Source organism: Nonomuraea guangzhouensis (assembly GCF_019396345.1).
Taxonomy (GTDB): Bacteria; Actinomycetota; Actinomycetes; order Streptosporangiales; family Streptosporangiaceae; genus Nonomuraea; species Nonomuraea guangzhouensis.
This window is the reverse complement of sequence record NZ_JAHKRM010000003.1, coordinates 18,486-44,094: the sequence shown is the minus strand read 5'-3', so window position 1 is coordinate 44,094 and position 25,609 is coordinate 18,486. Positions and strand designations below refer to the sequence as shown.

Genomic DNA, 25,609 nt, shown 5'->3' with positions numbered 1-25,609 from the left:
TCAGCGGCGTTCGGGAGCGGCCGGGGTGAAGTCGTCGTGGCCGAGGACGCGGAGCAGGCTCAGGTGGTCGATGTTGGATGTGCCGGGCGGCGGGGTGAAGATGAGGAGTTTCTGGTCCTCGGCTGGGCTGAGGAGCGTCTCGCATTCGAGTTCGAGGGGCCCGATGGCGGGGTGGTTGACGCGCATGCGGCTGCTGCGCCGTACGGCGACCTCGTGCAGATCCCACAGATCGGCGAACTCGGGGCTGACGGCCCGCAGTCTGGTGACGAGCCCGGTGGAGGCGGCGTCGCTGCCGCGCCGGGCGATGGCGGCGCGCAGGTCCGCGACGTTGGCGCGGCTGTGCTGTCGGCGTTCGTCGGGTGAGTAGATCTGGCGGATCGCGGGGTCGGTGAACCAGCGCCACACGAAGTTGCGGTCCTGTTCGCGGACCGAGCAGACACAGCCGAGGAGCGCTTCGGCCATGGTGTTGTGCGCGAGGAGGTCACCGATGTCGTTGGTGATGTGCGCCGGGGTCTCCTTGAGCTGGTCGAGCAGATAGAGCAGGCCGGGCCGTACGTGGTCGCCCGCCAGGCGGCCGGCCGGCGGCCGGTGTCCCGCCAGCAGGTAGAGGTGGTCGCGCTCGTCCTCGGTCAGGCGCAGCGCACGGGCGAGCGAGGCGAGGATCTGGGTCGAGGGCTGGGGACTCCTGGCCTGTTCGAGGCGCATGTAGTAGTCGGCGGACATCCCGGCGAGCTGGGAGAGCTCCTCACGCCGCAATCCGGGCGTGCGGCGCCGTGGCCCGGCCGGCAGACCTACCTCCTGAGGGCGTAGCCGTTCCCTGGAACGGCGCAGGAAGTCGGCGAGCTCTGGGCGGTCCATGTCCATCTCACCATCATCGCCGAGACTTCCCCCAGGTCAGCATGGCCAGCCTGGGACTGCCGATCCTAGGGAAGCCTGTCCGCTCGTGCCTGCCGCGGACCCCTGGCAGCGTGGTCAGTACCGGCCCGGATGGGCGGAAGACACCAGTTCAGGGAGCATGGAATGTCCAGGGCAGTGAGATTTCAGCAGTACGGCGGCATCGAGGTTCTGCAGGTCGTCGAGGTGGACCGGCCGGTCCCCGGAGCCGGCCAGGTCCTGGTGCGGGTCGAGGCGGCGTCGATCAACCCGGGTGAGGCGATGATCCGTACGGGAGCGCTGCATGACCGTTGGCCGGCGACGTTCCCCTCCGGTGAGGGCAGCGATCTGGCCGGGGTGGTGGCGGAGGTCGGCGCGGGGGTCGACGGGTTCGCCGGCGGTGATGAGGTGATCGGGTTCACCCACAACCGGGCGAGCCACGCCGAGTTCGTCGTCGTGGAGGCCGCCGATCTCATCCACCGGCCCGCCGGTGTTTCCTGGGAGCAGGCCGGCTCGCTGTTCGTGTCGGGAACGACGGCGTACGCGGCGGTACGCGCCGTCGCGGCAGGGCCGGGCGACACGGTGGTGATCTCCGGTGCCGCCGGTGGAGTGGGGTCGATCGCGGTCCAGCTCGCCCGCGACACCGGCGCCACCGTGATCGGTCTGGCGAGCGAGGCCAACCACCAGTGGCTCGCCGACCATGGCGCGATCCCCGTCGCCTATGGCGAGGGTGTCGCCGACCGCATCAGGGCCGCCGCCGGCGGCGGGAAGGTCGACGCCTTCATCGATGCCTTCGGCGCCGACTATGTCGAGATCGCACTCGAGCTCGGAGTCGCTCCTGAGCGGATCGACACGATCATCAACTTCGAGGCCGTCGAGAAGTACGGGGTCAAGGCCGAGGGAAACATGGCCGCGGCCAGCGCCGCGGTGCTCGCCGAGCTGGCCGCGCTGATCAGCGCGGGCCGGCTGGAGATCCCGATCGCCGGTACGTACAGCCTGGACGAGGTCCGGGACGCCTTCCGCGAACTGGAGAAGCGCCACACCCGCGGCAAGATCGTACTCAGGCCTTGAGGCCTACCGGGTGCGGCGGGCGACTAACGCGATGACGCCGGTGGCGCCCACGGCGGCGGCCAGCCAGATCAGCACGTCCCTCGGGCTGAGCCCCTCGGCCGGCGCCGGCCGGGCGGACGACGAGGCGACCGCCTTCGAGCGGGCGGACGGCGAGCTGGACGGCCGGGTGGACGGCAGCGCGGCCGCGGGCAGCGCCACCTGGTAGACCGGGCTGCGGACGCCCTCCGAGCCGGTCAGCAGGCTCTTGCCGTCACTCGTGTAGGCGATGGACTCGGCCTGCTTCAGCTCCGGCATCGACACCTTGGCGATCGACTCCCCCGAGGGGCGGTAGACCGTGGCCGAGAAGTACGTACGGATGACGTACGACGTGCCGTCGGGCGCGTACGCGGCGTCCGTCGCCATGATCGGCGCCGCGCCCACCTTGCGGAGCACGTTGACCCGGTCGGTCCTGAGCTTCTTGGGCGCCTGGTACACCGACCCGGAGAACTCCTTCGACACCACGAAGAGCCGGCCGGTCACCGGGTTGACCATGATGCCTTCGGCGTTCCTGGCGCCGTCCGCGTAGCGGAACCGGTAGCGGACCGCCGGAAGCGTGGCGTTCCGCAGGCTCGACGGCTCCATGACCTTGTAGACGGAGACGTCCGGCCAGGCCCCGTTCAGGTTGTCGCCGATGTCGGCGAACCACAGCACCCCACGCCCCGTGGCGGGATCCTTGCTCGCGGCCATCGCCTCCCAGTCACGAGCCTGCGCCCCCTGGACGCGGAACGTCGCCCGCGTCCGCCCATCGGTCCCGACCGCGTAGAACGTCGGCGCCGCGGAGCTGTCGTTGTGCGTGTAGAAGACGCCCTCCAGCGTCGGCGACACGGCCAGCCCGCTCGACTCGGTGATCCGCGGATCCTTGAACGTGAACAGCTTCTTCTCGCCCTCTTCGGCGAAGGCCGGACTCGCGGCCAGGCAAACGGCGAACACCGCGACCACCCCGGCGGTCGTTCGCTGCAAAAGATCCCCCACCCCGCCATCATGCCCCAACGGACACCGCGCCCACCCTCGCGCTGTGCCGGTGGAACCCGGTGCCCTGCAGCACGACCAGCACGCCGTTGGTCACCGCCATGAGCCACCACAGCCCGGCGAGCCCCCAGGCGGCGGCCACGGGCGCGGCGACGGCCACCATCACCCCGTAGCCGGCGGCGAAGTAGATCAGGCTCGCCCCGGACCGCTTGAGCGCGGTGAGCCCGATGCCCTGAACCGCCTGCGCCCCATCGGCCGTCGAGGCCAGCAGCATCAGCGGCAGCAGCGCCACGGCCCGCTCCCGCACGCTCGGGTCATCGCTGAACAGCATCAGCGCCGAGTCACCGAACCCGAGCAGCACGGCCGCGGCTATCGCCGTCCCCGCCAGGGCGAGCAGGGCCGCGGTCCGATTGGCCCGGCGCGCCTGCGTCACGTCGGCGGCCCTGGCAACCTCGGGCACCGACGCCTGCGCCACGGAGATCGAGAACAGCATGATAAACCCGGTGAGCGTGCTCAGCACCGCGTGCGCGGCCACGTCACGCGTGCCGGTCGCGCTCGCGGCGAAGGTGACGACCCCGAGGCCACCGAACTTGATCAGCACGGTCCCGGCCAGCGGGATGCTCACCCGGCCGAGCCGGACGATCTCCTTGATCCGTGGCCGGGCCTGGCCGACGCGCGTCCCGAGGGCGCGGCGCAGGCAGAGGTTCGAGACGGCCACGCCCGCGACGCCCGACAGCAGCCAGGCGACGCCCACGCCGGCCAGGCCGAACGGCGGCACCAGGGCGACCGTGCAACCGATCATCGCGGTCGTGGCCGCCAGGCTGGACCAGAGCACCTGGCGGCTGTGGCCGAGCGCCACGAGCACGGTGTTGGCCCCGCCACCCGAGGCGAACACCAGCAGATAGAGCGCGAGGAGCCAGGGCAGCGGTCCCAGCTCGGCCACGACCTCGGCGGGCGCCCCGGTGGCGCGGGCCAGCATCGGCACGCAGAGCACCGCGAGCGCGCCGGCCGTGCCCACCAAGAGGGTGAGCCAGCGCGCGTCCCGCAGGATCGGCACGGCCGCCGCGGGCGCGTCCTTGTACGGCGCGACGAACGGCGCGAGCCCGCGCAGAGCGCCCACGACGGCGGCGGAGGCGGGGTTCAGCACGGCCGACATGACCGCGAAGGCGGCCAGCGTGACGGTGGCGTGCCTGCCGAGCACGGAGGTGACCACGAGCGTCCCGAGCGTGGTGGTGACCATGGAAAGGAACAGGGGCACCGCGGCGCGTAGGATGCCCGACCTCACCCCGCTGACCCTACTTGGCTGGAGTGCACTCCAGGTATTTAGGGTGGAGGTCATGGATTATGTGAACCTCGGACGCAGTGGCCTCCGGGTCAGTCCACTCTGCCTCGGCACCATGAACTTCGGCCCTGTGACCTCGGAGGAAGACTCCTTCGTCATCATGGACAGGGCCCATGAGCTGGGCATCAACTTCTTCGACACGGCCAACGTGTACGGCTGGAAACAGGGCGAGGGGATCACCGAGCAGATCCTCGGCCGCTGGTTCGCCCAGGGCGGCGGCCGCCGGGAGAAGACGGTCATCGCGACCAAGCTCTACGGCTCGATGGGTGACTGGCCCAACGAAAACCTGCTCTCCGCGCTGAACATCCGCCGCGCCTGCGACGCCTCGCTCAAGCGCATGCAGACCGACTACATCGACATCTACCAGGCCCACCACGTCGACCGGAACACCCCGTTCGACGAGTTCTGGGAGGCCATGGACGTCCTCAAGCAGCAGGGCAAGATCCTGTACGTGGGCTCGTCCAACTTCGCGGGCTGGCACATCGCCAAGGCCCAGGAGACCGCCGCGCGCCGCAACTCGATCGGGCTCGTCAGCGAGCAGAGCCACTACAACCTGCTCACCCGCGCGGTCGAGCTGGAGGTGCTGCCCGCCTGCCAGGACTACGGCCTCGGCGTGATCCCGTGGAGCCCGCTGGCCGGCGGCCTGCTGGGCGGCGTGCTTCGCAAGATCGACAAGGGCCGGTCGGCCGCCGACCGCATGGTCACGGAGCTCGAGAAGCACCGCGACAAGATCGAGCAGTACGAGAAGTTCTGTGACGAACTCGGCGAGGACCCCGCGCACGTGGCTCTGGCCTGGCTGCTGAAGCAGCCCGCGGTCACCGGACCGATCATCGGCCCGCGCACGCTGGAGCAGCTCGACGGCAGCCTTCGGACGCTGGAGATCGAACTGGACGAGCCGGCCCTGGCCCGCCTCGACGAGATCTTCCCCGGGCACAAGACGGCTCCTGAGGACTACGCCTGGTAGCTCAGGTCAGCAGGGCGCCGACCACGACGATCAGCAGCAGGAGGCCGAGCACTACGGGCAACAGCCATTGGCGAGGACGGTCCACAATGTGGAGCCTAATCCCGCTCGGCGGGTGCCAGATCCCATTCGGCCAGTGACTCGTACCTCACCTGCGCGCCCTGATGGCTGCGTACGAGATGCACGGACCCCGCCCGCCAGGTCGAGCCGCTGAACCCGGACAGTGACTCGACGAGCGGGCGGAGGTCCAGCTCCGTCCGCGCCCGCGCGAGCGTCAGGTGCGGGTGGAAACGCTTCTCGTCGGTCTGTACGGCCCCCGCGCGGCGGGCGCCCGCCTTGACCGACTCCGACAGCCGGATCATCGGGTCGCCGGAGAGCCCGGCCCAGAACACCCTGGCCCGGCGGGCGGACGAGAACGCCCCGAACCCGGTGAAGGCCAGGTCCAGGCTGGTGTGCCGGCTCACGGCGCGGGCCAGCCGTACCTCGAGCTCCGGCAGGACCTGCTCGGGCACCTCGCCGAAGAAGGCCAGCGTGATGTGCCAGGTGGCGCGGTCCGGCCAGCGCAGGCCCGGCACCTGCCCGACATGCGGCTCGATGGCCCGCTCGATCTCGTCGAGCACCTCATCGGGCGGCATCAGCGCCGCGAATAACCTCATGCCACCCGATTCTGCAACGTTCTCAGGCGACCGCGAGCACCGGCTCGCCCACCCGGGCGGCGATCAGCTTCGTCAGCAGCACCGCGACCCCGGTGCCGACCAGCACGAGCACCCCGGAGAGCATGACGCCCGCCCTGGGACCGCCCAGCTCGGACAGCCAGCCGATCAGCGGGGCGCCGATGGGCGCGCCACCGGTGAAGACCAGCATGTAGATGCCCATGACGCGGCCGCGCATGTCCGGTGCCGTGGCGAGCTGGACACTCGCGTTCGCGGCCGTGTTGATCGTGATCAGCGCGATGCCGGTGGGGATCAGCAGCAGCAGGTACACCGGGTAGAACGGGGCGAGCCCGGTCGCGATCTGGAACAGTCCGAACCCGATCGCACCGGAGATCAGCATCCTGCGTGACGGGCGGGCCCGTCGCGCGGCGAGCAACGCCCCGCCCAGCGCGCCGACGGCGAACATGCTGGAGGCCAGGCCGAACGAAGAGGCGCCCGCCTTGAAGACCTCGCGGGCCATGAGCGCGATCGACATCGAGAACGACTGCGAGAACATCGACACGAAGCCGATCAGCAGCACCGGCATCAGCAGCTCTTCGCGATGCAGCACGTAGCTGAGCCCCTCGCGGAGCTGGCCCTTGGCTCTGGGGACGGGAACGGACAGGTTCAGCTCGGACTTGCGCATGAAGATCAGGCTGGAGATCACCGCGGCGAACGTGGCCGCGTTGATCAGGAAGAGCGGTCCGGTGCCGCCGAACAGGAAGATGAGCACCCCGGCGATCGCCGGTCCCACGACGCGGGCCAGGTTGAAGCTGGAGCTGTTGAGCGCGATCGCGTTCGACAGGTCCGCGCGGCCCACCATCTCGACCACGAACGCCTGCCGGGTCGGCACCTCGACGCAGGAGATCAGGCCCAGCGTGAACGCCATCAGGTAGACGTGCCACACCTGGGCGGCGCCCGTCACCGTCAGCAGGCCGATGGCCAGGGCGAGCACGGCCATCAAGGACTGCGCCACGATGAGGGTCGGCCGCTTGGGGTATCGGTCGGCCAGCACGCCGCCGAAGAGCCCGAACAGCAGCATCGGCAGGAACTGCAGCGCGGTCGCCAAGCCGAGGGCCGCCGCGCTGCCGTGGGTCAGATCGAGCACCAGCCAGTCCTGGGCGGTGCGTTGCAGCCAGCCGCCGACGTTGGACACGGCGCCACCGGCTACGAACATGCGGTAATTGCGTACCTTGAGTGACCGGAACATCCCGGTCTTGGGTTCTTCAGGCTCTAGATCCTGCTGAGCTTCTCCAGAATCGGTGCCGCCTGCCTGAGGATTGACCTCTCCTCCGCGGTCAGCTCCTTCAACCGCTGGCTCAGCCATGCTTCCTTGAGACGTCGTTCCTCCTTCAGCAGTTTCTGGGCGGCCTCGGTCACGCTCACGGTCACTTGTCGCCGGTCGGTCGGGTGCGGTGTGCGGGTCACCAGACCGCGTTCCTCTAGCGCGGCGATCACGCGAGTCATCGAGGGAGGTTGCACCTTCTCGTGCTCGGCCAATTCGCCGGGGGTTATCGCGGAATGCCGTTCCACCGCGGCGAGCGTCGCGAACTGCGTGGGAGTCAGCGAGTGCGCCGCCGCTTGTCGTCGTAGCCGCCTGGTCAGCCGCGCCAGCGACACGCGCAGGGCTGTGGCCAGGCCTGCGTCGCTGCGCAGGTTTATCTGGGACTGGTTCTTGGTTAGCATGAGTCATTACCTTTGCTAACTATACGGCATGCCACGTTATTTCCCTACCTCACCTTTCGTCTCACTCGTTGATACCCCGAGGCCGCCCCTCATGCGACGGACGGCCTCTCCAGGTCAGACCCCGAAAAGTACCCTGATCGGGCCAAGAGCGAAGTAGACCACGAACAGCGCCGTGACCACCCACAGCAGCGGGTGGATCTCCCGCCCCTTGCCCTTGACGATCTTGATCAGCACGTAGCTGAGGAAGCCGGCGCCGATGCCGTTCGAGATCGAGTACGTGAACGGCATGATCACGATCGTCAGGAACGCCGGGATGGCGATCTCGAAGTCGGTGAAGTCGATCTCACGGATCGAGGTCATCATCAGGAAGCCCACCACGATCAGCGCGGGCGCGGCCGCCTCGTACGGCACGACCTTGACCAGCGGCGCGAAGAAGATCGCGACCAGGAAGAGCAGGCCGGTGACCACGCTGGCCAGGCCGGTCCGCGCACCCTCGCCGACCCCGGCGGCCGACTCGATGTAGGTGGTGTTCGACGAGACCGAGCCCGCGCCGCCGGCCGCCGCGCCGATCGAGTCGACGAGCAGGATCTCCCGGGTACGCGGCAGCATCCCGTTGGCGTCGACCAGACCGGCTTGGCGGCCGACTCCGACGACGGTGCCCATGGTGTCGAAGAAGTCGGTGATGAGCAGCGTGAAGACGAACAGCACGGCCAGGATCACCGATACCCGGCTGAACGCGCCGAACGGGTCGAACTCCTTGAACAGCACCAGCGGGTTGTGGAAGCCGACGAGCTGGTCCGGCAGAGTGGGCACGTTCAGCATCCAGCCACCGGGGTTCTTGTCGGTGGCCTGACCGGCCTTCGCGATCGACTCCACGATGATCGCCAGCACGGTGGTGCCGACGATGCCGATCAGGATCGCGCCCTTGACCTTGCGCGCCACCAGCGCCGCCGTCGCGAGCAGCCCGACGACGAAGACGAAGATCGGCCAGGAGGTCAGGGTGTTGTGGATGCCCATCTCCAGCGGCGGACCCGCGGCCACGCGGCGGACGAAGCCCGCGTCCACGAATCCGATCAGCGCGATGAACAGCCCGATGCCGACGCTGATGGCGGTCTTGAGCTGGCTCGGGATGGCGTTGAACACCGCCACCCGGAAACCGGTCAGCACCAGGATGGCGATGATGATGCCCTCAAGGAAGACCAGCCCCATGGCCTCCTCCCAGCTCATCACCGAGGCGATGTTGAAGGTCACGAAGGCGTTGAGCCCCAGCCCCGCCGCCATGGCGAACGGCACCCGGCCGATCACTCCCATGAGGATGGTCAGGACGCCCGCCACGAACGCCGTGCCCGCGGCCACGAGGGGCAGGTTCGGCGATGAGCCGTCGCCGATGAACTGCTGCTGGACGTCCTTGCCGGTGGCGATGATGATCGGGTTCAGCACGACGATGTAGGCCATCGTGAAGAACGTGGCCAGCCCGCCACGGACCTCACGGGAGACCGTCGAGCCTCGTGCGGAAATTGCGAAGAACCTGTCGATACTGCTGCTTGTGTCACTCACGGGCGAAGAGTGACAGTATGCGTCATCTGCGAAAAGTAGCGGTGATCGGATCGAGACCTGATTGGAAGCTAGGCTGGATCCCGTGAAGCAGGAATGGCGTCCGGACCCGGAGCCGATCGAGACCAACGACATCGCGACGGTCGCCGCGGGCACGGTCGCGTGGGCGATCGCGCTGGTCGCGCTGCTGATCTTCCGCCCGGCCGCCGAACAGTCGTGGTGGATCTGGACCTGCGTCGCCGGGGTCGTGCTCGGGCTGATGGGCCTCTGGTACGTGCACAGGCGGGCGTCCCGGAGCTGACATTCGTCATCTCCGGCTGATCCCCGAAGTCAGCTGAAAGTGCTGTTTTACCCCACTACCTGGGAAAAGGCCGTCTGATCATGCTGGAGGCATGAAGAAGACCTCATTCCCCGCGCTTCTGTGCGCGGCGGCTCTCACGAGCACCGCCCTCACGGGCTGCGGGTCGGCGCAGCAGCCCGCCGCCGAGCCGACGGCGAGCACCGCCGCCTCGAAGCCCGCCGCACAGCCGGTGAAGAACACCGGCACCGTCTCCTGGAGCCCGTGCACCGGCCTCACCGGCCCCGACGGCAAGCCCGCCGCGCCCGACCCGGCCGTCGAATGCGGCAAGATCGCGGTGCCCCTCGACTACGCCAAACAGGACGGCGAGCAGATCGACCTGGCGCTGATCCGCGTCAAGGCCTCCGGTGACCGGCTCGGCTCGCTGGTCTTCAACTTCGGCGGCCCCGGCGGCTCGGGGGTCGACATGCTGGGCATGGCCGCCAAGATCTTCGGCGGCTTGGGCAGCCGCTATGACCTGGTCAGCTTCGACCCACGCGGCGTCGAGCGCAGCGCACCCGTCAAGTGCGGCGACAGCGTCGAGAAGTGGATCTCCGCGGACCCCGCGGGCGACGAGATGGCCAAGGTCGCCAAGGAGTTCGCGGCCTCCTGCGCCAAGGACTCCGCCAAGCTCCTCCCCCACGTCGGCACCGTGAACGCCGCGCGGGACCTCGACCGCATCCGCGCCGCGCTGGGCGACGAGCGGCTCAACTACTTCGGCATGTCCTACGGCACCCACCTCGGCGCCGTGTACGCCACTCAGTACCCGAAGAACGTCGGCCGGTTCGTCCTCGACGGCGCCCTCGACCCGACCGTCACCTTCGCCGAGCGCGCGAAGACGCAGTCGGCCGGCTTCAAGCAGGCATTCGACGCGTTCGCCGCCGACTGCGTGAAGCAGGGCTGCGACCTCGGCGCCGACCCCGCCGCCGTACGGAAGAGCGTCGAGACACTGCTGACCGGCCTGCGGGACAAGCCACTCAAGGTGGCCGGCCGGGAGCTCACCAAGGGCCTGGCGGGCACCGGGGTCCTGGCCGCGCTCTACTCCAAGCTCAGCTGGCCGATGCTGGAGCAGGCGGTCGCCGCCGCGGCCAAGGGCGACGGCACGCAGCTCCTCGCCCTGGCCGACGGCTACACCGGCCGCAAGCCCGACGGGACGTACTCGACGCTGATGACCAGCGTCCTGGCGATCGACTGCGTGGACAGCGCCGAACGGCCGAGCCCGGCCGACATCGACGAGGTCGAACGCGAGACGGGCAAGATCTTCCCGCTCATGCGCTCCGGGGGCCTCGGCTCGATCTGCGCGCACTGGCCGGCGCCTGGCAGCGACGAGTCCAAGAAGATCGACGCCACCGGCTCCGCGCCGATCCTCGTGATCGGCGGCAAGGGCGACCCCGCCACGCCGTACCAGTGGGCGCCCAAGCTCGCCGCCCAGCTCAAGACCGGGGTCCTGGTCACGTACGAGGGTGAGGGGCACGGCGCCTACCTCAGCGGCAGCACCTGCGTCAGCCGCCTGGTCGACGCCTACTTCCTCACCGGCAAGAACCCCGGCGCGAACGCCACCTGCCCGGCGGCGTGAACCCTCATGACGCCACGGGCAGGTCGGCACTACGCGAGCGGTCAGCGCTTCGGCGGGTCAGCGCTGACCGCAGGTCGGCGCTACGACAGGTCGGCCTCGGCCAGCAGGAGCGGCACGGCCGTGGGGTCGTGCAGCAGCGCGGCCACCGCGAGCCGGTCGTTCCACTGGCCCGTCGCCCAGGCCAGGCCGCGCGCCAGGCCGTCGAAGCCGGTGCAGTGCACCGATCCCTCGAAGAACCGCCACGTGCAGGCGACGCCGTCCACCAGCAGCTTCTCGTGCTCGACGTAGGTCTCGGGGGCCGTCGGGAGCAGGGAGCGCACCTCGGCCGGCACCTGCCGCGTCTCGCCTTCGGAGGTGACCTCGCCCTGGGCCAGCTCACCGGCCAGCGGCAGGTCGAGCAGCTCGGACAGCGACTCGGCCAGGTCGTAGGGGGCCAGCACCAGAGGCCGGTCGGTGACGAGCTGGAGCAGGTCGGGGGCCTCGACCACGACGGCGTCGTCGGCCGCGGCCACCACGATGTCGCCTCCGAGCACGGCCCGCACCCTGCCGGGTGGCGCCACCCTGGAGGGCTCCACGGCCGCCAGCGCGATCCACAGGGCCCGCAACTGGGCCCTGTCGACCTCGATGGACTCATCCGCCATCAGGTCGAGCAGCTCTTCGGGGCCGCCGTGGCCGGCGAGCAGCTCGGCCAGCGTGGTGCGTACGCCGAGCATTCCCAGCGCCACCTCGTCGAGCCCGCCGGGGGCGTCGCCGTAGAGGCCCTGGAGCAGCGGGTCGGCACCGGGCAGCCGCAGCTCGCGCGGCCGGTGCCCGTCGAGCACGGGGTGGTTGGCCAGCCACCACGCCGTGTAGGACGGCACCTCGACGCCCTCGATCCGCAGCGGGTGCAGGGCGGCGCGCAGCGGCGGTCTGGTCAGCAGCGCCAGCGCGGCGGGCCAGTCGGCGACCAGCTCCAGATCGCGCACCGCGACGAACTCCGGCACCACGGGCGGCACGTCGAGCTCCGGCAGCAGGTGGAGCACGTGGTCGAGCCAGTCGTCCTCGCCGTCGAGGTCGTGGTCGCAGTCGTCGGGGTCGAGCAGCACGTCGGAATCGTGCGCCACGGCGAACCCGTCGAGCACGCCCACGGCTTCGAGCACCCGCGAGCCGTAGGTCTCCGCCAGCTCCGGCGCGACCACCCCGAGGTGCGTGTCGGGCGCCAGCAACCCGGCCAGCGCGCCGTCGGCCAGCATGAGCTCGCCCGCCGGGTAGAGCTCGCCGTCGCTGCCGCGCAGCGCCAGCTCGGCCAGCCACGGCGCCTCTCCTGGCGCCAGCGAGGCGGCCGTCACCAGGGAGAGCACGGCCCGCGCCACGGGCTCGGAATCGGCGCTGTCGAGCGACTGCCTGACGGCGGCCTTGGTGAGGGGGTCTTCGAGGATCGTCCGGGGCGTGGCCTCGGCGGCGCCGAGCCGGAGCAGCGCCGCGTGCGCCGCGTCCGGATGCACGATCCGCAGCCCCAGCGGCGTCAGGTCGAGCCCGTCTCCGGACAGGTCGAGGCGGGTGCCGCCGAGGTCGAGGATGAGGGTGCCACGCGGGCCGCGGACCAGGCGGCCGTCGGCGAGCGGCACCGGCAGCGCGCCCAGCGACTCGGGGTCGTCGGCCGGCAGCACCTCGTAGAGCGAACGCCACCACGACGGATCCCGCGCCTCGACCGCCTCACCGGACAGCAGGTCGACGACGTCGGCCAGCTCGACCCGGCGCACGCCGAGCGAGCCCATCGCCGGATGCCGGGCGGGCCACCCGGCGGGCAGCAGGCCGGGCACGAAGTCGGCGATGGCGGCCAGCAGCTCGCTCGACCCGGCGACCACGGCCGCCTCCTGGCCGGCGACGACCCAGCCGTCCTCCTGCGGCTCCTCGGCCGGGTGCTCGACCTGCCACTCGGCGTCGGGCTCGTAGACCTCGGCCTCGGCGAACGACGGTGTGTGCACGGCCGGGGCCGGCGCGGACAGGGCCGGCAGCAGCGGGGTGGCGGGCAGGCGGCGCAGAATAGCCCGCCGGATCCTGGCGTCGAGCTCGCCCTTGCCCATCAGGGCGGGGACCAGGTCGAGGAGCTTGGGCGTGCGCGGGAGCTCGCCGAGCAGCCGGATGTAGGCGTCGGCGGCCCGCTCGACCAGGAAGTCGGTCAGCGGCCCCTTGGCGACGTGCCGCCGGTCGGTGGCCATCGGGAACGACGCGATGAGCAGCGCCGGCAGGTCGAGCGGCTCGTCGCTGGGCGTCGGCGCGTGCACCACCGGCGGCACCCCGGCGGGCAGCGGGCGGGGCTCCTGGATCTCCGCGCCCGCGACGGGCACGGCCCAGCGGAGTGACCAGTAGGGGCGGGCGCGCTCTTCGGTGGGCCGGTCGGCGAACAGGGCCGCCACCTCGTCGGGAGCGAACTCCCCCGACTCCGACACCACGTGCCACCCGTCGGCCGTCACCTCGCGCACCGAGCCGTCGAGGTCGATCTCGATGGTGGTCAGCGCGGGCATGCCGAGCAGCAGCGCGGGGCTGGTCTCCGCCAGCATGCGCCGGACCGCCGCGATCGACGCGTCGTCGCGCAGCGGCAGTCGTACGAGCGTGTCGAACCCCTGCGGCACGTCGAACGGCTCGGCCGCGAACGGCAGGCGCAGCAGCGGCACGTGTCCGCTCCGCGAGCCGAGCTCGGCCGCGAGCTCCGGCACCGAGGCCACCGCGGCGGCCGTCTCCGTGCGTGACCAGCGGACGGCGCCCGACTCGCGCGAGCTGATCGACGGCTCATCGCAGACCGACACGACCGCGGCGAACCCGACGCCGAACCGGCCCGCGGCGCCCGCTTCGTCACGCTTGCCGGAGACCCGCAGCGTCGACAGCCCCTCCACGCCGGTCGCGTCGAGCGGGGCGCCCGTGTTGGCGGCGGTCAGCACGTCGTCGCGCAAGGTCAGCCGGAGCACCCCTGGCACGCCGGCGCGCAGCGCCGCGTCGGCGGCGTTCTGGGCCAGCTCCACGATCAGCCGGTCGCGGTAGCCGCCGAGTGCGAAGTCCTCCTCGGCGTTGGCGTCCTCGCGGAACCGGGCGGTCGAGGCCGTCCACGCGGCGAGCACGGCGGCTCGCGTCCGGTCGGTGCCAAAGGTGTCGGTCATCTGTCACGATCCTGGTCGCAGGTGTGGCGGGCGCCGGCGCATGTCCGGGACCCACCGATGGGGGGCCACCGTAGGCTAGCGGCCCGCACCGACATTCGCGGTCAGGAGTGGCCGAGCTCCTCGGTGGCCGTTCCGTCGACGGAACCGGCCTCCTCCTCCATCAGATCGAAGCCCATGTCGTCGAGAATGGGCAGGGTCTGCTCGACGGACGGCGGCATGACCGCCGCCTCCGAGTGGGCCCCGCAGCCGTGGTCGGCGGCGACCACCTTGCCGTCGTCGGGGGCGTACTCATTGGCGCAGACCCCGAACACCTGCCGGAGCCCACCCGCGAGCGGCCAGTAGAAACCACAGGTGGAACACTGCGCGGGTGCGGCGTGTGCGATCGGCGTATGCGGCCCGTGCTCGCCCGAGTGCCAGCGTCTGGCAGCGCGGTCCTTGCCGATGGCCGAGAGCACACGGGCCCGGCCCAGGCCGTACTCGAAAATCGTCTGATGATCGGTGTCGTCGTCGGTCTTGACGAAACCGGGCTCCAGCCGGTCGTCGTCCTCCGGGCTCGGCAGCAGGTCGCCGACGCCCAGGTCGCCAGGGCGCAGGCGCTCGCTCCACGGCAGCCACTCGGGCGCGAGCAGCGCTCCGGACCCGGGCAGCAGGACGGCCTCGCTCACCGTGACGTTCTTCGCCCGCGAGGCGCGGGTCACGGTGACGGCCCAGCGCCAGCCGCGGTAGGCCCGGTCGAGACAGGCGAAGTAATGGGTGACGATGCGGTCACCCTCGCCCTCGTAACCGAGGTGCTCACCCGGCTCGCCGGGCCGCGCGAGCTCCTCCGCGGCGGCGCGCGCCAGGTCCACCGCGGCGACGCACGCCTGGTCGGGCGGGGAGACGCGGGTCCGGGTGCGGGTCATCTGTCCGCCTCCGCCGCAAGGTGCTGTTGGCTCACACCTCATTCTCACCCATGGCCGGACCTGAAGGTGCCCACACCGACCATCCCGGACCCACTTGAGACTCATCAAACGCCCATCCCGGGCGATCCGCCGCCGTGATGGAGCGCGGATCGGGTAAGACTGGTAAGCGTGCAAGGAGGCGACGCGTCAAGGAAATGGGACGCCGCTCGCGAGATCTCGCGGCGCGTGGGGCGAGGTGTCGCCGACGCGGGCCGCGCCACCGCACGCGCCGGCCGGGCCACCGTACGCGCGGGAAAGGCGACCGCCGGCGGCACCGCGCGGGCGGGCAAGGCCACGGCCAGGGGGGCCCAGAAGGTCGGGCAGGCCACCCGCCGCCTCACCTACGCCAACGGCGCCGACCGCACCGGGCTCGGCCGCCTGATCGAGCTCACCGCCGGCCACAGCGGCGGCGACGCGCTGGTCACGGTCGCGCTGGCGAGCACCGTCTTCTTCGGCGTGCCCGTCGGCGAGGCCCGCGGGCCCGTGGCGCTCTACCTGGTCATCACGATGCTGCCGTTCGCCCTGCTGGCGCCGTTCGTGGGGCCGATACTCGACCGGTTCAGGTCGGGCCGCCGATACGTCATGGCGGGCACGCTGTTCGGCCGCGGCCTGCTGTGCTTCGCGATGGCCGCCGCCGTGGGGCCCGGCGATCTGCCGACACTGTTCGTCGGGGCGTTGGGCGTGCTGGTGCTGTCGAAGGCGTACAACGTGTCACGCGCGGCCATCATGCCGAACGTGCTGCCCGCCGACATCACGCTGGTCTCGGCCAACGCCCGGGTGGCGCTGTTCTCGCTGATCTCGGCGGGTGTGATGGTGCCGGTCGCCGCGGGCCTGACCGCGTGGCTGGGCAGCGCGGCGGTGCTGCGTACGGCGATGGTGGCCTTCCTCCTGCTCGGCGTCCTCGCCGTACGGCTGCCGCGCCACGTCGACTCCCCCGAGCTGGAGGAAGAGGAGGCCGGGGGCAGGCCGCTGCGCTGGCGGACCCTCCTGAACGTGGGCCCGGCGGTGGCCGAGGCGGTCTGGGCGAACGTGGCCATCCGCCTGTTCTCCGGCTTCCTGCTGTTCTTCCTGCTGTTCCTGGTGCAGGACAAGGGGGTGCCGTGGCTGGCCGTACGCGATCCGTTCTTCGACATCCCCAAGACGATCGCGCTGCTCGCGGCGGCGGCCGGGCTGGGCGGCCTGGTCGGCGCGATGGTCGCGAACTGGACCCGCAACCACTCCCCGCAGCTCATCACGCTGCTGACGCTGGCCGTGACCGGCGCTATCACGATCGTGGCCGCGGTCTTCTTCGGCCTCTGGACCGCGGTCGCGGTCTCGCTCGTCACCGCGTTCGCGCAGGAGCTGGGCAAGCTCGCGCTGGACGCGATCGTGCAGCGGGAGATCGGCGAGGAGGTGCGCTCGTCCACGTTCGGCGTGGTCGAGGCGGTGCTGCAGCTCGCCTGGGTGTTCGGCGGGCTGGTCGGGCTGGTGCTGTCACTGGCCGAGAGCAGCGCGGCCGGGCTGATCACGCTGGCCGTGGCGCTGACGGGCGCGTTCGGCTGGCTGATCGTCCGCCGGCGTCAGCGGATCCGCGCCGCCAGACTCGGCGCCGAGGGTCAGTCCCAGGATCTAGTCGTACGGGACCCCGACGAGCAGGACACCGACGTGCGAGACCAAGGCGCGTGGGGCCAAGGCGCTGACCGGCGGGATCAGCGCGTCGACACCATCGACTCGACCAAGCCGCTGACCAACCCCCACGGCTAGGCGTCGAGGTCGTCGGCCACCGCTCTGAGCACCTGCGCGATCTTCTTGGCGTGCGCCGCGTCAGGGTGCTTGCCCCGCTGGTAGGAGGTCGAGACGTCGTCGAGGAGCTTGATCAGGTCTTCGACGATGACCACCATCTCGTCCGGCTTCTTACGCTTGGCCTTGGGCTTGGGCTTGGCCAGCGTCGGCGGCTGCTCGAGGATCCGCACCGAGAGGGCCTGCTGGCCGCGGCGTCCTTCGGCCACGCCGAACTCGACCTTCTGGCCGGGCTTGAGCGGACCGGCGCCAGTGGGTAGCGCGGAGGAATGCACGAAGACCTCACCGCCGTCGTCGCGGGTGAGGAAGCCGAAACCCTTGTCGGCGTCGTACCACTTGACCTTGCCACTCGGCACAGGAGGAACCTCGTTCAAACAGTCGTAAAAGATGAATGGATGTAGGTTATGCCCCGCGAGGCTCGGTAGCGACCAGGAATATTCGTGGCATTTACCAGAGTTGGCCGGCCGAACGCCAACCGGCGAACCAGTCGGCGAATTCCGTCAGGTCCCCAAGCGCCACATCCGCTCCATGGTCACGTAGTTCTCCCAGCGTGTAAGGGCCGGTCGCGACCCCGACGCTGACGGCTCCCCCGGCCCGCGCGGCCTCGATGTCCGCGACATGGTCACCAACATAGGCGGCGGCGCCGAAGCGCGCGAGTGCCGAACCCTTGTCCGCCCCGAAGACCGCCCCGACGACCTCGTCGACGGCGAGCCCGAGCATTTCGACGGTGCTGGTCGCGTCACGCAGGTTCTTGCCGGTCACGACGATGATCCTGCCTCCCTGCGCGCGTACGGCCTCAATGGCCTCCACGGCCCCGGCCATGGCCGTGTGCACCGGCACCCCGAGCTCCGGATAGAGCTCCCGGAAAAGGAGCACCGCCTCGGGAATCGCCTCCAGCGGCAGCCAGTTCGCCAGCTCCTGTTCGAGCGGCGGCCCGAGTCTGGTGATGATCGCCTTGCTGTCGATGAGCACACCGAGGCGCGCCGAAAGCTCGTCGTAGACGGCCGCGATGCCCGACCGTGTGTCCGCCAATGTCATGTCCAGGTCGAAACCCACCGATGTCGTCACAAGGTGGAGGATGCCAAACGAGTCCGTATTACGGGTAACGGGCCCTTGTTGTGGGACCGTTGGGAGTGGGAAGAAAGGAATTACTTATCGGGAGGAGTGGCCGTGACAGAGCCCCCCAAACCGCCGGAAGCGGGAGATCGGCTGGTCGCCGCCGCCAACCGGCCCAGCCCGCCGGAACGGCCCGTTTCACTCACCCAGCCGCGCCCGCACCGGCCCGCGCTGCCGCGACAGGTGACGGGACCGGTCAGGGTGTGGCGGGGAGTGGTGGCGTTCCTGGCCTCGGCCGTCCGGCTGGCGTCGCGGCTGGCCGCGCTGATTCTGGCGCTGTACGCGATCTTCACGGTGTTCAAGGCCAACCCGGCCAACATCTGGTACCAGTTCGTCGCCTCGCTCGCCTCGTCGCTGTCGGTGGGGCTGGCCAACCTGTTCCAGCTCGCCGACATACGGTGGACGACACTGGTCAACTACGGGCTCGCGGCGCTGGTGTGGCTGATCGTCGGCTCGGTCGTCGCGGGGCTGATCCGCCGGGCCGCGCCGTGACGGCTACGCTCCTTTACGGAGGTATCAGGAAAGACATGACCAGATCGACGCGTGAGCGGATCATCGACGAGGCTCTGCGGCTGTTCGCCGAGCGGGGCTACTCCGCCACTTCGGTGGCCGAGATCGAGGCCGCGTCAGGGCTCTCGCCGGGCGCCGGAGGGCTCTACCGGCACTTCAAGTCGAAGTACGAGGTGCTCTCCGCGGCGATCAACGAACATGCCACCCGCACCCGTACGCAGGTGGCCGACAGCCTGGCCGAGCTCGGCGACATGGAGTCCTCGGCCGACCTGGAGGCGCGGCTCTCGCACCTGTGCCGCGCCGGGCTGGCCAAGGTACGCGAGGAGTCGGAGCTGACCCGGGTGTTCTTCCGCGACCTGAGCCAGTTCCCCGAGCTGGTGGCGGTGGTGCGCGAAGGGCTGCTGCAGCCGATGTTCGACGCCATCACGACCTGGTTCCGCGCCCAGCCCGAGTACGAGGACGCCAAGCTCGACTGGAACGGCATCGCGGCGGTGCTCGGCGGCTCCGTGGTGCACTACCGGCTGTTCCAGGAGACGGTCGGCGAGTCGCCGGGACACGCGGAGAAGGACCAGTTCGTCACCGCCTGGGTACGCCTGGCCGTGGGCCTGCTGCCGAGCCCGGCCCCGGTCAGCTGACCCCTCAGCGGGAGTCCAGTAGCCGGTAGGCCAGCCAGGCCACGCCCAGCCCGGTGCCGATCATGAACATCAGGCCGCTGACGTCGAAGAACTGGACGACGAACGCCTGCACCCCCGGCTCGGCGCCCACCCGCAGGCCACCGACGAGCGCGCCGCCGAGCGTGTAGCCGAGCAGCGGCGCGCCGACCCCGATCACCCGGTCGCGCAGCACCCAGCCCTCCGAGAACGCCACCAGCACCGCGCCGAACGCCCACACCAGCACCGGCACCCGGAAGATCGCCACGGCCGGCAGGCCGAACGGGATCAGCAGCGCGGCCAGCACCAGGATCGCCATCGCGGCGGTCTCGCGCGGGTACTCCTTGACGATGCCGGTGGCGTCGGCGGGGGCGCCCCGGCCACCGGTGGCCGTCCGGTTCGCGCCGGACATGCCCGTCTGGCGCAACCCTGCGAACGGCAGGCCGCGTGCGGGCCGCCAGGACAGCAGGTCCTCCGCGAGACGCCGGCCGAGTTGAGCCCCCGGCGGCGGGGCCACGTCGTCGGCGATCTTGGGGAAGAACGGCGTCGCCCCTCCCGCCCCCGCGACCCGTTCCGCCTTGGCCACAGCGCCCGGCGTCACGGTTCCCCGCGCGGCCCCGGGGGCGACTCTGGCCGCCGTTCCGGACGGGGTGCCCGAGTGGGCGCCGGACACGACGCCGGGCCCCGCCTCGGCCGGCCTGCGGGCCCGGGCGGCGGACGCGGCGTCCGGCGCCGTCTCGGCCAGCCTGCGGGCCTCACGTTCGACCAGCGCCACCGGGTCGCCGAACCGGGCGAGCACCTTGACCACCTGGCGCGGGTTCTGGCTGCCCTGCCGTTCGACCTCGATCCTGGCCCGCAGCCGCTTGGCGAAGTCGAGCCGCTGATCGGGCTTGAGCACGCCGTGAGCCGCGTCGGCGGCGGCGCTGACGTAGTTGAGTATGAGCTGGTCGGCTCGCTCAATCACGTGAGCCATGCTGCCCCAATCAGGGTGGACATACCATGGCAACGATGGAGTTCACGGAGTGGATCAGGGGGCGCACCGACGAGCAGCTGCGGGCGCTGGTCTCCGCGCGTCCCGAGCTGATCACCCCGGTGCCCGCACATCTGGAGGGCCTCGCCGTACGGGCGGGCAGCCCTTCGGCGATCGGCCGTGCGCTCGACCGGCTCGACCGCTTCACGCTCGCCGTCCTCGAAACGCTGGCCGTCGCTGAAACGCGCGCCACCGCGACAGCGCAGGCGGAAACAGCGCACGCCGAAACGCAGCCCGTACGACCGGAGCCCATCACCAAGGCCACCCTGCGCGAGCTGATCCGTGGCGCGCTCGCGACCGGCAAGCCGGAGCCCGCGCTGTCGACGGCGCTCGACCACCTGCGCGACCTGGCCCTCGTCTACGGCCCCGACACCGCGCTCGGCCTGGCCCCCGGCGTACGGAAGGTGCTCGACGACCCGGCGGGGCTCGGCCCCCCTGCGGTCGAGGCGTTCCGGCACCACGCGCCCGAGCAGCTGGAGGAGATGGCCGACGACATCGCGCCGGGCACCAAGGGCTCCGGCAAGGAACGTCTGGCCGCCGCCCTGATCCACCCCGGAAAGCTGATCGAGGAGGTCTCGCCCGAGGCCAGGGCGGCGCTCGACCAGCTCACCTGGGGGCCGCCGACAGGCCGGGTGCCCAACGCCAGGCGCGAGGTGCGGATCGCCTCCGCCCGCTCGCCCATCGAGCAGCTGCTCGCCCGCGGCCTGCTGGCGGCGACGGGTGAGGAGAGCGTGGCCCTGCCTCGGGAGGTGGGCCTTCACCTGCGTAACGGCCTCGTACACCGGGACCTGTACGCCGTACCTCCGGCCCTGGAAGGGGCCACGCGGGACCAGAAGCTGGCCGATCGCACGGCGGCGGGGCAGGCGTTCACGTTCGTGCGGACGGTCGAGGAGCTGTGCGAGCGGTGGAGCGCCGAGCCGCCGGGCGTGCTGCGTACCGGCGGGCTGGGCGTACGCGATCTGAAGCGCACCGCGACCGAGCTGGACGTGCCCGAGTGGGCCGCCGCGCTGACCGTGGAGGTCGCGCACGCGGCCGGGCTGATCGCGGCGGGCGGCAACGTCGACGGCGAGTGGCTGCCCACCACCGGCTACGACCTGTGGCGGATCCGGCCGACCGCCGACCGGTGGGCGGCGCTGGCGCTCACCTGGCTGCACACCGACCGCGTCCCCGGCCTGGTCGGCGAGCGCGACGACCGTGACCGGCCGCTCAACGCGCTGCACACCGACCTGCGCCGCTCGTCCGCGCCGGCCGTGCGGTCGGCGGCGCTGGGCGTGCTCGCGTCGGCGCCCGGGCTGGCGCCCACGCGCGCGTCCGTGTTCGATCGGCTGGCGTGGGAGCAGCCGCGCCGCCGCGGGCCGCTGCGGGAGCAGCTGACGGAGTTCGCGCTGCGGGAGGCCGAGCAGGTCGGCGTCACCGGGCTCGGCGTGCTGTCGGGACACGGCCGGGCGCTGCTGGCCGGCGAGGACGCCGCCTCGGTGCTGGCGCCGCTGCTGCCCGAGCCGGTCGATCACGTGCTGCTCCAGGCCGACCTGACCGCCGTCGCGCCCGGTCCGCTGACCAGCGAGCTGAACCGCTGGATGACGCTGGCCGCCGACGTCGAGTCCAAGGGGGGCGCGACCGTCTACCGGTTCGGCGAGGGCTCGATCCGCCGCGCGCTCGACGCGGGCCAGGGAGCCGAGGAGCTGCTGGCCATGCTGGAGCGCCACTCGGCGACGCCGGTCCCGCAGGCGCTGTCGTACCTGGTCGCCGACGTGGCCCGCCGTCACGGGCGGATCAGGGTCGGCACCGCCAGTGCCTACGTCCGCTGCGACGACCCGGCCCTGCTCGACCAGATCACCGCCGACCGGCGCGCGGCCGCGCTCCGCCTGCGCAGGCTGGCTCCGACGGTCATCGCCTCCCGCTCCTCGCGCGCCGCGCTGGTCGACGGGCTGCGGGCGATGGGGTACGCCCCGGTGGCCGAGTCGCTCGACGGCGATGTGATCATTTCCCAGCTCGACAAGAGGCGCACCGAGGGCCTGCCGCCGGCCCGGTCCGTACCCCCGCCCAACGGCCTCGACGCCGAGGTGACGGCCGCCGCCGTACGCGCGCTGCGGGCGGGCGACGCGGCCCACCTGACGCGGCGCGAGCCCGCCGACGCCCCCGACGGCCAGATCCCGCGCGGCCCGGCGACCGCCACGATCTCGGCGCTGCAGGAGGCGATCAGGCAGGGCGTACGCGTCTGGATCGGCTACCTCGACTCCCAGGGCAACGCCACCTCGCGCATCCTGGAGCCCGCCCGGATGGAGGGCGGCTACCTGACGGCGTACGACGAGACCAGGGCCGCCGTCCACCGCTTCGCGCTCCATCGCATCACCGGGGTCGCCGACCTGTCTTGACGTCAGGTGTTGATCAGGCGAGGTTGGGACCGTGAGCGAGCTGACGTTGGGCCGGTTGGCCGAGGAGTCTTGGGGCAGGTTCGACGACTTCGACGCGGTCTATTACGAGGGGGTCTGGCACCGCGGCCACGCGCTGGCCGAGCGGGCGCGCAAGGTCTGCGGCGGGCTGGCCGAGGCGGGCGTACGGCCCGGCGACCGGGTCGTGGTGATGATGGCCAACTCGCCGGAGGTGGGCCTGATCTACCAGGCGATCTGGGCGGCCGGTGCGGTGGTGACGCCCGTGGTGTTCCTGGTGGGGGCGGAGGAGCTGCGGCACATCCTGGTCGACAGCGGCGCCACCGCCGTCGTCACCTCGCCCGAGCTGGTGGAGACGGTCCGGGCCACCGACGTACAGGTCCCGATATTTGTGGACACGGAGGAGCTGGAGCGGGCGGCCGAGCGGGGGCCCGTCGAGCGGGACGCCACCGATCTGGCCGCGCTCATGTACACCGGAGGCACGACCGGCCTGGCCAAGGGTGTCATGCTGAGCCATCGCGGGCTCTGGCAGGTGGCCAAGGACGCCTACGAAATGTCCCATCAAGAGGGGAAAAATCGCGCGATAGTGCCGGTGCCCCTCTCCCACGCGTACGGGCTGATCCTCACCGTCGCCGGGATGCACGCCACGGAGCCGCAGCAGGCGGTGCTGATGCGCTGGTTCGACCCGAAGGCGTTCCTGGAGCTGTCCGCCGCGCAGCGCGCCCAGTTCGGAGCGGTCGTGCCCGCCATGCTCCAGATGCTGCTGGCCGAGCCCCTGGAGTCGCACCCCCTGCCCGACCTGGCCTTTCTCACCTGCGGGGCGGCGCCGCTCGGCCGGGAGACGCTGGAGGAGTTCGAGCGCCGGATGCCCGGCGTGCAGATACTCGAAGGCTACGGGATGACCGAGACCAGCGCCGTGACGACGTTCAACCCGCCGGGCCGGCGCCGGATCGGCAGTGTGGGCCTGCCGCTGCCCGGCTACACGATCACGATCCGCGACTCCTCGGGCGACAAGGCCGAGCCGGGGGACGTCGGGGAGATCTGCGTCAGCGGTGACTCGCTGATGCTCGGCTACTGGGGTGAGCAGGCCACGGACTCCGCCGACACCGCGCTGACCGGGGACGAGCTGCGTACCGGCGACCTCGGCTGCGTGGATGACGACGGCTACCTCTATGTCGTCGACAGGAAGAAGGATCTCATCATCCGTGGCGGGTTCAACGTCTTCCCGCGTGACGTCGAGGACGCGCTCAACGAGCACCCCGACGTGGTGATCTCCGGCGTCGTGGGCCGTCCCGACCCGCGCGTCGGCGAGGAGGTCGTGGCCTTCGTGCAGCTCAAGCCGGGCGCCACGGTCACCGCCGACGAGCTGATGACCTGGGCCCGTGACCGGGTCGGCCGGGTGAAGTATCCCCGTGAGGTGATGTTCGTCGACTCGATCCCGGTCACGAGCGTGCTCAAGCTCGACCGCAAGGCGCTGCGGTCGAGGCTCGGTTAGTCGTCCGCGTCGAGGGTTCCCGTCGACCCCCACGGGATGCCCTTGGCCTCGCCCAGCGCCCGCCCGCCTGAGTCATAGGCGGTCACCTTGCTCAGCACGGCCGGGCGATAGGTGCCCTTCTTGTCGGGATACACCCGGATCCGGCCGATGTAGAAGCCGTTCCGCACGTTGGCCGCCATCTTCCGCCCGTCCGCCCACTCGACCTCCACCCGGGTCGCCTGCGGAGCGACCCTCCCTGCCACCACCAGGAAGTACGGGTCGCCGTCCCGGCCCGGGTTGATCTCCGACTGCATCTGGCCGTCGTAGGCGTCGATGCTGATCGCCCCGCGCAGGGCCGGCTTGCCGGGTGGGTCACCGCCCCAGTAGGAGAAGATCGGATCCGTCGGATAGCTGACCAGCCGGATGCCCGGCGTGCACAGCACGAATCCCTTTCGGCTGCCGACCAGCCGCGTCACCCCTAGTTTGTCCTTGGCCTCCACGAGCCAGCGGTAATCCTTCACGCCTCCGTACTGGGTCAGCCGCCGGTCGCCGTCCATGCTGTGCACCGGACCGCCCTTGGGCATGCAGTCCTCGACGGTCGCGAACTGCGCGACCGTGTTCCGCGGCAGGCCGGGGATGTCCGGGACGTGCGCGGCGGGGGGCAGGGTCGTGGACCGCGCGCTCGCCGAGGGCACCGTGCTCGCCGGCGGTGTGCTCGTGGGAGAGGCCGCGGGAGCGGTCGCGTCGTGCACTCGCAGCGCCACCCACCCGATGGCCACCACACAGGCCGCCGCCGCCATGGCCAGCCCCCATCTCGGCCACCGCAACCGTGTCCGCCTCCGTAGGACACGCGTCAGCAGCAGCTCGGGATCCACGGGCCGGGCCCGGTCGGCCAGCCTGGTCAGGGCCTCGGCGACCGAACGTTCGTCGACTGGCATCTCAGGCCTCCAGATTGACGGGTTCGCCCACCAGCCCGCGCAGCCGCTTCACGGCCTGGTGGGTCTGGCTTCGTACGGTGCCGATCGAGCACCCCATGATCCGGGCGACGTCGGACTCCGGCAGGTCCTCGAAGTAACGCAGGACCAGCACGGCCCGCTTCTTGGCGGGCAGCCGGCGCAGCGCCTGTTCGAGCGTGAGCCGGTCGTCGACCTGCGCGGTGTCGTCGCCGGCGATCCGCTCGGGCGGCGCCTCGACCACGCGCTCGCGGCCCCAGCGCGGGCTGCGCCACCGGCCGACCTGCTCGTGGTACATGACCCGCCGGACGTACGCCTCAGGATCGCCCCTGATGCTCCGCCATCGGTCCGCGGTCCTGGCCAGCGCGCTCTGGAGCAGATCCTCAGCGGCGTACTGGTCGCCGGTGAGCACGTACGCCAGACGAATGAGGCTGTCTGATCGCGTCGTGACGAACGCCGTGAAGACTCGTAGGTCATCCGGGTGCAACACGCCTCCCTGCTCTGGGGTCTCGCCCTCTAGAGACGTGTG

Annotated in this window: 23 protein-coding genes; 9 read left to right on the top strand and 14 right to left on the bottom strand. The window is 71.1% G+C overall.

What is annotated here, in order from left to right; all coding sequences use genetic code 11:
- The gene (locus tag KME78_RS05990; protein ID WP_219527766.1) at positions 1-858 is read right to left on the bottom strand and encodes a helix-turn-helix transcriptional regulator; all 858 of its coding nucleotides are present in this window, start codon (positions 856-858) and stop codon (positions 1-3) included.
- A 162-nt stretch (positions 859-1,020) separates the two neighbouring features.
- On the opposite strand from KME78_RS05990, the gene KME78_RS05985 reads away from it, so the two are divergent.
- On the top strand, positions 1,021-1,944 hold the full coding sequence (locus tag KME78_RS05985; RefSeq protein WP_219527765.1) for an NADP-dependent oxidoreductase: 924 nt from the start codon (positions 1,021-1,023) through the stop codon (positions 1,942-1,944).
- Positions 1,945-1,947: 3 nt separating this feature from the next.
- Here the strand turns inward: KME78_RS05985 and KME78_RS05980 are convergent, their stop codons facing one another.
- Positions 1,948-2,955 carry a hypothetical protein gene (locus KME78_RS05980; protein WP_219527764.1) on the bottom strand — a complete coding sequence of 336 codons (1,008 nt, stop codon included), beginning with the start codon at positions 2,953-2,955 and terminating at the stop codon, positions 1,948-1,950.
- Between the two features lie 7 nt (positions 2,956-2,962).
- Positions 2,963-4,237 carry an MATE family efflux transporter gene (locus KME78_RS67035; RefSeq protein WP_219527763.1) on the bottom strand — a complete coding sequence of 425 codons (1,275 nt, stop codon included), beginning with the start codon at positions 4,235-4,237 and terminating at the stop codon, positions 2,963-2,965.
- Positions 4,238-4,289: 52 nt separating this feature from the next.
- On the opposite strand from KME78_RS67035, the gene KME78_RS05970 reads away from it, so the two are divergent.
- The gene (locus KME78_RS05970; RefSeq protein ID WP_219527762.1) at positions 4,290-5,258 is read left to right on the top strand and encodes an aldo/keto reductase; all 969 of its coding nucleotides are present in this window, start codon (positions 4,290-4,292) and stop codon (positions 5,256-5,258) included.
- Between the two features lie 95 nt (positions 5,259-5,353).
- Here the strand turns inward: KME78_RS05970 and thpR are convergent, their stop codons facing one another.
- The 4 genes from thpR to KME78_RS05950 all read right to left on the bottom strand — a co-directional run bounded on the left by thpR (position 5,354) and on the right by KME78_RS05950 (position 9,190).
- Positions 5,354-5,911 (bottom strand): RNA 2',3'-cyclic phosphodiesterase, encoded by a 558-nt coding sequence (thpR, locus tag KME78_RS05965; RefSeq protein ID WP_219527761.1) that lies wholly within the window; start codon positions 5,909-5,911, stop codon positions 5,354-5,356.
- A 22-nt stretch (positions 5,912-5,933) separates the two neighbouring features.
- The gene (locus tag KME78_RS05960) at positions 5,934-7,157 is read right to left on the bottom strand and encodes an MFS transporter (protein WP_219527760.1); all 1,224 of its coding nucleotides are present in this window, start codon (positions 7,155-7,157) and stop codon (positions 5,934-5,936) included.
- A 23-nt stretch (positions 7,158-7,180) separates the two neighbouring features.
- Entirely contained in the window at positions 7,181-7,633 is a 453-nt protein-coding gene (locus tag KME78_RS05955) for a MarR family winged helix-turn-helix transcriptional regulator (protein WP_219527759.1), read from the bottom strand.
- 114 nt (positions 7,634-7,747) lie between these two features.
- Entirely contained in the window at positions 7,748-9,190 is a 1,443-nt protein-coding gene (locus KME78_RS05950; RefSeq protein ID WP_308126823.1) for an NCS2 family permease, read from the bottom strand.
- An 82-nt stretch (positions 9,191-9,272) separates the two neighbouring features.
- Between KME78_RS05950 and KME78_RS05945 the strand changes: the two genes are divergently transcribed.
- Complete coding sequence (locus KME78_RS05945) at positions 9,273-9,488, top strand: DUF2530 domain-containing protein (protein WP_308126822.1); 216 nt, start codon at positions 9,273-9,275, stop codon at positions 9,486-9,488.
- Between the two features lie 91 nt (positions 9,489-9,579).
- Positions 9,580-11,100: an alpha/beta hydrolase gene (locus KME78_RS05940; RefSeq protein ID WP_219527757.1), complete on the top strand. Its 1,521-nt coding sequence runs from the start codon at positions 9,580-9,582 to the stop codon at positions 11,098-11,100.
- 80 nt (positions 11,101-11,180) lie between these two features.
- On the opposite strand, the gene KME78_RS05935 is transcribed toward KME78_RS05940, so the two are convergent.
- Together KME78_RS05935 and KME78_RS05930 are read right to left on the bottom strand one after the other, a co-directional pair.
- Positions 11,181-14,237 carry a sacsin N-terminal ATP-binding-like domain-containing protein gene (locus KME78_RS05935; protein ID WP_219527756.1) on the bottom strand — a complete coding sequence of 1,019 codons (3,057 nt, stop codon included), beginning with the start codon at positions 14,235-14,237 and terminating at the stop codon, positions 11,181-11,183.
- A 101-nt stretch (positions 14,238-14,338) separates the two neighbouring features.
- Positions 14,339-15,139: a DUF3027 domain-containing protein gene (locus KME78_RS05930; protein WP_219527755.1), complete on the bottom strand. Its 801-nt coding sequence runs from the start codon at positions 15,137-15,139 to the stop codon at positions 14,339-14,341.
- A gap of 168 nt (positions 15,140-15,307) precedes the next feature.
- Between KME78_RS05930 and KME78_RS05925 the strand changes: the two genes are divergently transcribed.
- The gene (locus KME78_RS05925) at positions 15,308-16,921 is read left to right on the top strand and encodes an MFS transporter (RefSeq protein ID WP_219527754.1); all 1,614 of its coding nucleotides are present in this window, start codon (positions 15,308-15,310) and stop codon (positions 16,919-16,921) included.
- On the opposite strand, the gene KME78_RS05920 is transcribed toward KME78_RS05925, so the two are convergent.
- Complete coding sequence (locus tag KME78_RS05920; RefSeq protein ID WP_219527753.1) at positions 16,918-17,313, bottom strand: cold-shock protein; 396 nt, start codon at positions 17,311-17,313, stop codon at positions 16,918-16,920. The genes KME78_RS05925 and KME78_RS05920 overlap by 4 nt on opposite strands.
- A gap of 91 nt (positions 17,314-17,404) precedes the next feature.
- Positions 17,405-18,025 (bottom strand): HAD family hydrolase, encoded by a 621-nt coding sequence (locus tag KME78_RS05915; RefSeq protein ID WP_219527752.1) that lies wholly within the window; start codon positions 18,023-18,025, stop codon positions 17,405-17,407.
- Between the two features lie 102 nt (positions 18,026-18,127).
- Between KME78_RS05915 and KME78_RS05910 the strand changes: the two genes are divergently transcribed.
- Together KME78_RS05910 and KME78_RS05905 are read left to right on the top strand one after the other, a co-directional pair.
- Positions 18,128-18,565 (top strand): hypothetical protein, encoded by a 438-nt coding sequence (locus KME78_RS05910; RefSeq protein ID WP_219527751.1) that lies wholly within the window; start codon positions 18,128-18,130, stop codon positions 18,563-18,565.
- A 35-nt stretch (positions 18,566-18,600) separates the two neighbouring features.
- Entirely contained in the window at positions 18,601-19,218 is a 618-nt protein-coding gene (locus KME78_RS05905; protein ID WP_219527750.1) for a TetR/AcrR family transcriptional regulator, read from the top strand.
- A gap of 4 nt (positions 19,219-19,222) precedes the next feature.
- On the opposite strand, the gene KME78_RS05900 is transcribed toward KME78_RS05905, so the two are convergent.
- The gene (locus KME78_RS05900) at positions 19,223-20,197 is read right to left on the bottom strand and encodes a hypothetical protein (RefSeq protein ID WP_219527749.1); all 975 of its coding nucleotides are present in this window, start codon (positions 20,195-20,197) and stop codon (positions 19,223-19,225) included.
- A 44-nt stretch (positions 20,198-20,241) separates the two neighbouring features.
- Here KME78_RS05900 and KME78_RS05895 point away from each other — a divergent pair, with 44 nt between their 5' ends.
- On the top strand, positions 20,242-22,638 hold the full coding sequence (locus tag KME78_RS05895; RefSeq protein ID WP_219527748.1) for a helicase-associated domain-containing protein: 2,397 nt from the start codon (positions 20,242-20,244) through the stop codon (positions 22,636-22,638).
- Between the two features lie 31 nt (positions 22,639-22,669).
- On the top strand, positions 22,670-24,148 hold the full coding sequence (locus KME78_RS05890; protein WP_219527747.1) for an AMP-binding protein: 1,479 nt from the start codon (positions 22,670-22,672) through the stop codon (positions 24,146-24,148).
- On the opposite strand, the gene KME78_RS05885 is transcribed toward KME78_RS05890, so the two are convergent.
- Both KME78_RS05885 and KME78_RS05880 read right to left on the bottom strand, forming a co-directional pair.
- Positions 24,145-25,065: a hypothetical protein gene (locus tag KME78_RS05885; RefSeq protein WP_219527746.1), complete on the bottom strand. Its 921-nt coding sequence runs from the start codon at positions 25,063-25,065 to the stop codon at positions 24,145-24,147. The two genes, KME78_RS05890 and KME78_RS05885, sit on opposite strands and share 4 nt — an antisense overlap.
- 1 nt (position 25,066) lies before the next feature.
- The gene (locus KME78_RS05880; protein ID WP_308126821.1) at positions 25,067-25,570 is read right to left on the bottom strand and encodes a SigE family RNA polymerase sigma factor; all 504 of its coding nucleotides are present in this window, start codon (positions 25,568-25,570) and stop codon (positions 25,067-25,069) included.
- Positions 25,571-25,609: the final 39 nt, after the last annotated feature.

Bases quoted from the DNA above. Each gene is read 5' to 3' on its own strand.
- KME78_RS05990 (WP_219527766.1), bottom strand. From the start codon at position 858: ATGGACCGCCCAGAGCTCGCCGACTTCCTGCGCCGTTCCAGGGAACGG.
- KME78_RS05985 (WP_219527765.1), top strand. From the start codon at position 1,021: ATGTCCAGGGCAGTGAGATTTCAGCAGTACGGCGGCATCGAGGTTCTG.
- KME78_RS05970 (WP_219527762.1), top strand. From the start codon at position 4,290: ATGGATTATGTGAACCTCGGACGCAGTGGCCTCCGGGTCAGTCCACTC.
- thpR (WP_219527761.1), bottom strand. From the start codon at position 5,911: ATGAGGTTATTCGCGGCGCTGATGCCGCCCGATGAGGTGCTCGACGAG.
- KME78_RS05960 (WP_219527760.1), bottom strand. From the start codon at position 7,157: ATGTTCCGGTCACTCAAGGTACGCAATTACCGCATGTTCGTAGCCGGT.
- KME78_RS05955 (WP_219527759.1), bottom strand. From the start codon at position 7,633: ATGCTAACCAAGAACCAGTCCCAGATAAACCTGCGCAGCGACGCAGGC.
- KME78_RS05940 (WP_219527757.1), top strand. From the start codon at position 9,580: ATGAAGAAGACCTCATTCCCCGCGCTTCTGTGCGCGGCGGCTCTCACG.
- KME78_RS05935 (WP_219527756.1), bottom strand. From the start codon at position 14,237: ATGACCGACACCTTTGGCACCGACCGGACGCGAGCCGCCGTGCTCGCC.
- KME78_RS05930 (WP_219527755.1), bottom strand. From the start codon at position 15,139: ATGACCCGCACCCGGACCCGCGTCTCCCCGCCCGACCAGGCGTGCGTC.
- KME78_RS05905 (WP_219527750.1), top strand. From the start codon at position 18,601: ATGACCAGATCGACGCGTGAGCGGATCATCGACGAGGCTCTGCGGCTG.
- KME78_RS05895 (WP_219527748.1), top strand. From the start codon at position 20,242: ATGGAGTTCACGGAGTGGATCAGGGGGCGCACCGACGAGCAGCTGCGG.
- KME78_RS05885 (WP_219527746.1), bottom strand. From the start codon at position 25,065: ATGCCAGTCGACGAACGTTCGGTCGCCGAGGCCCTGACCAGGCTGGCC.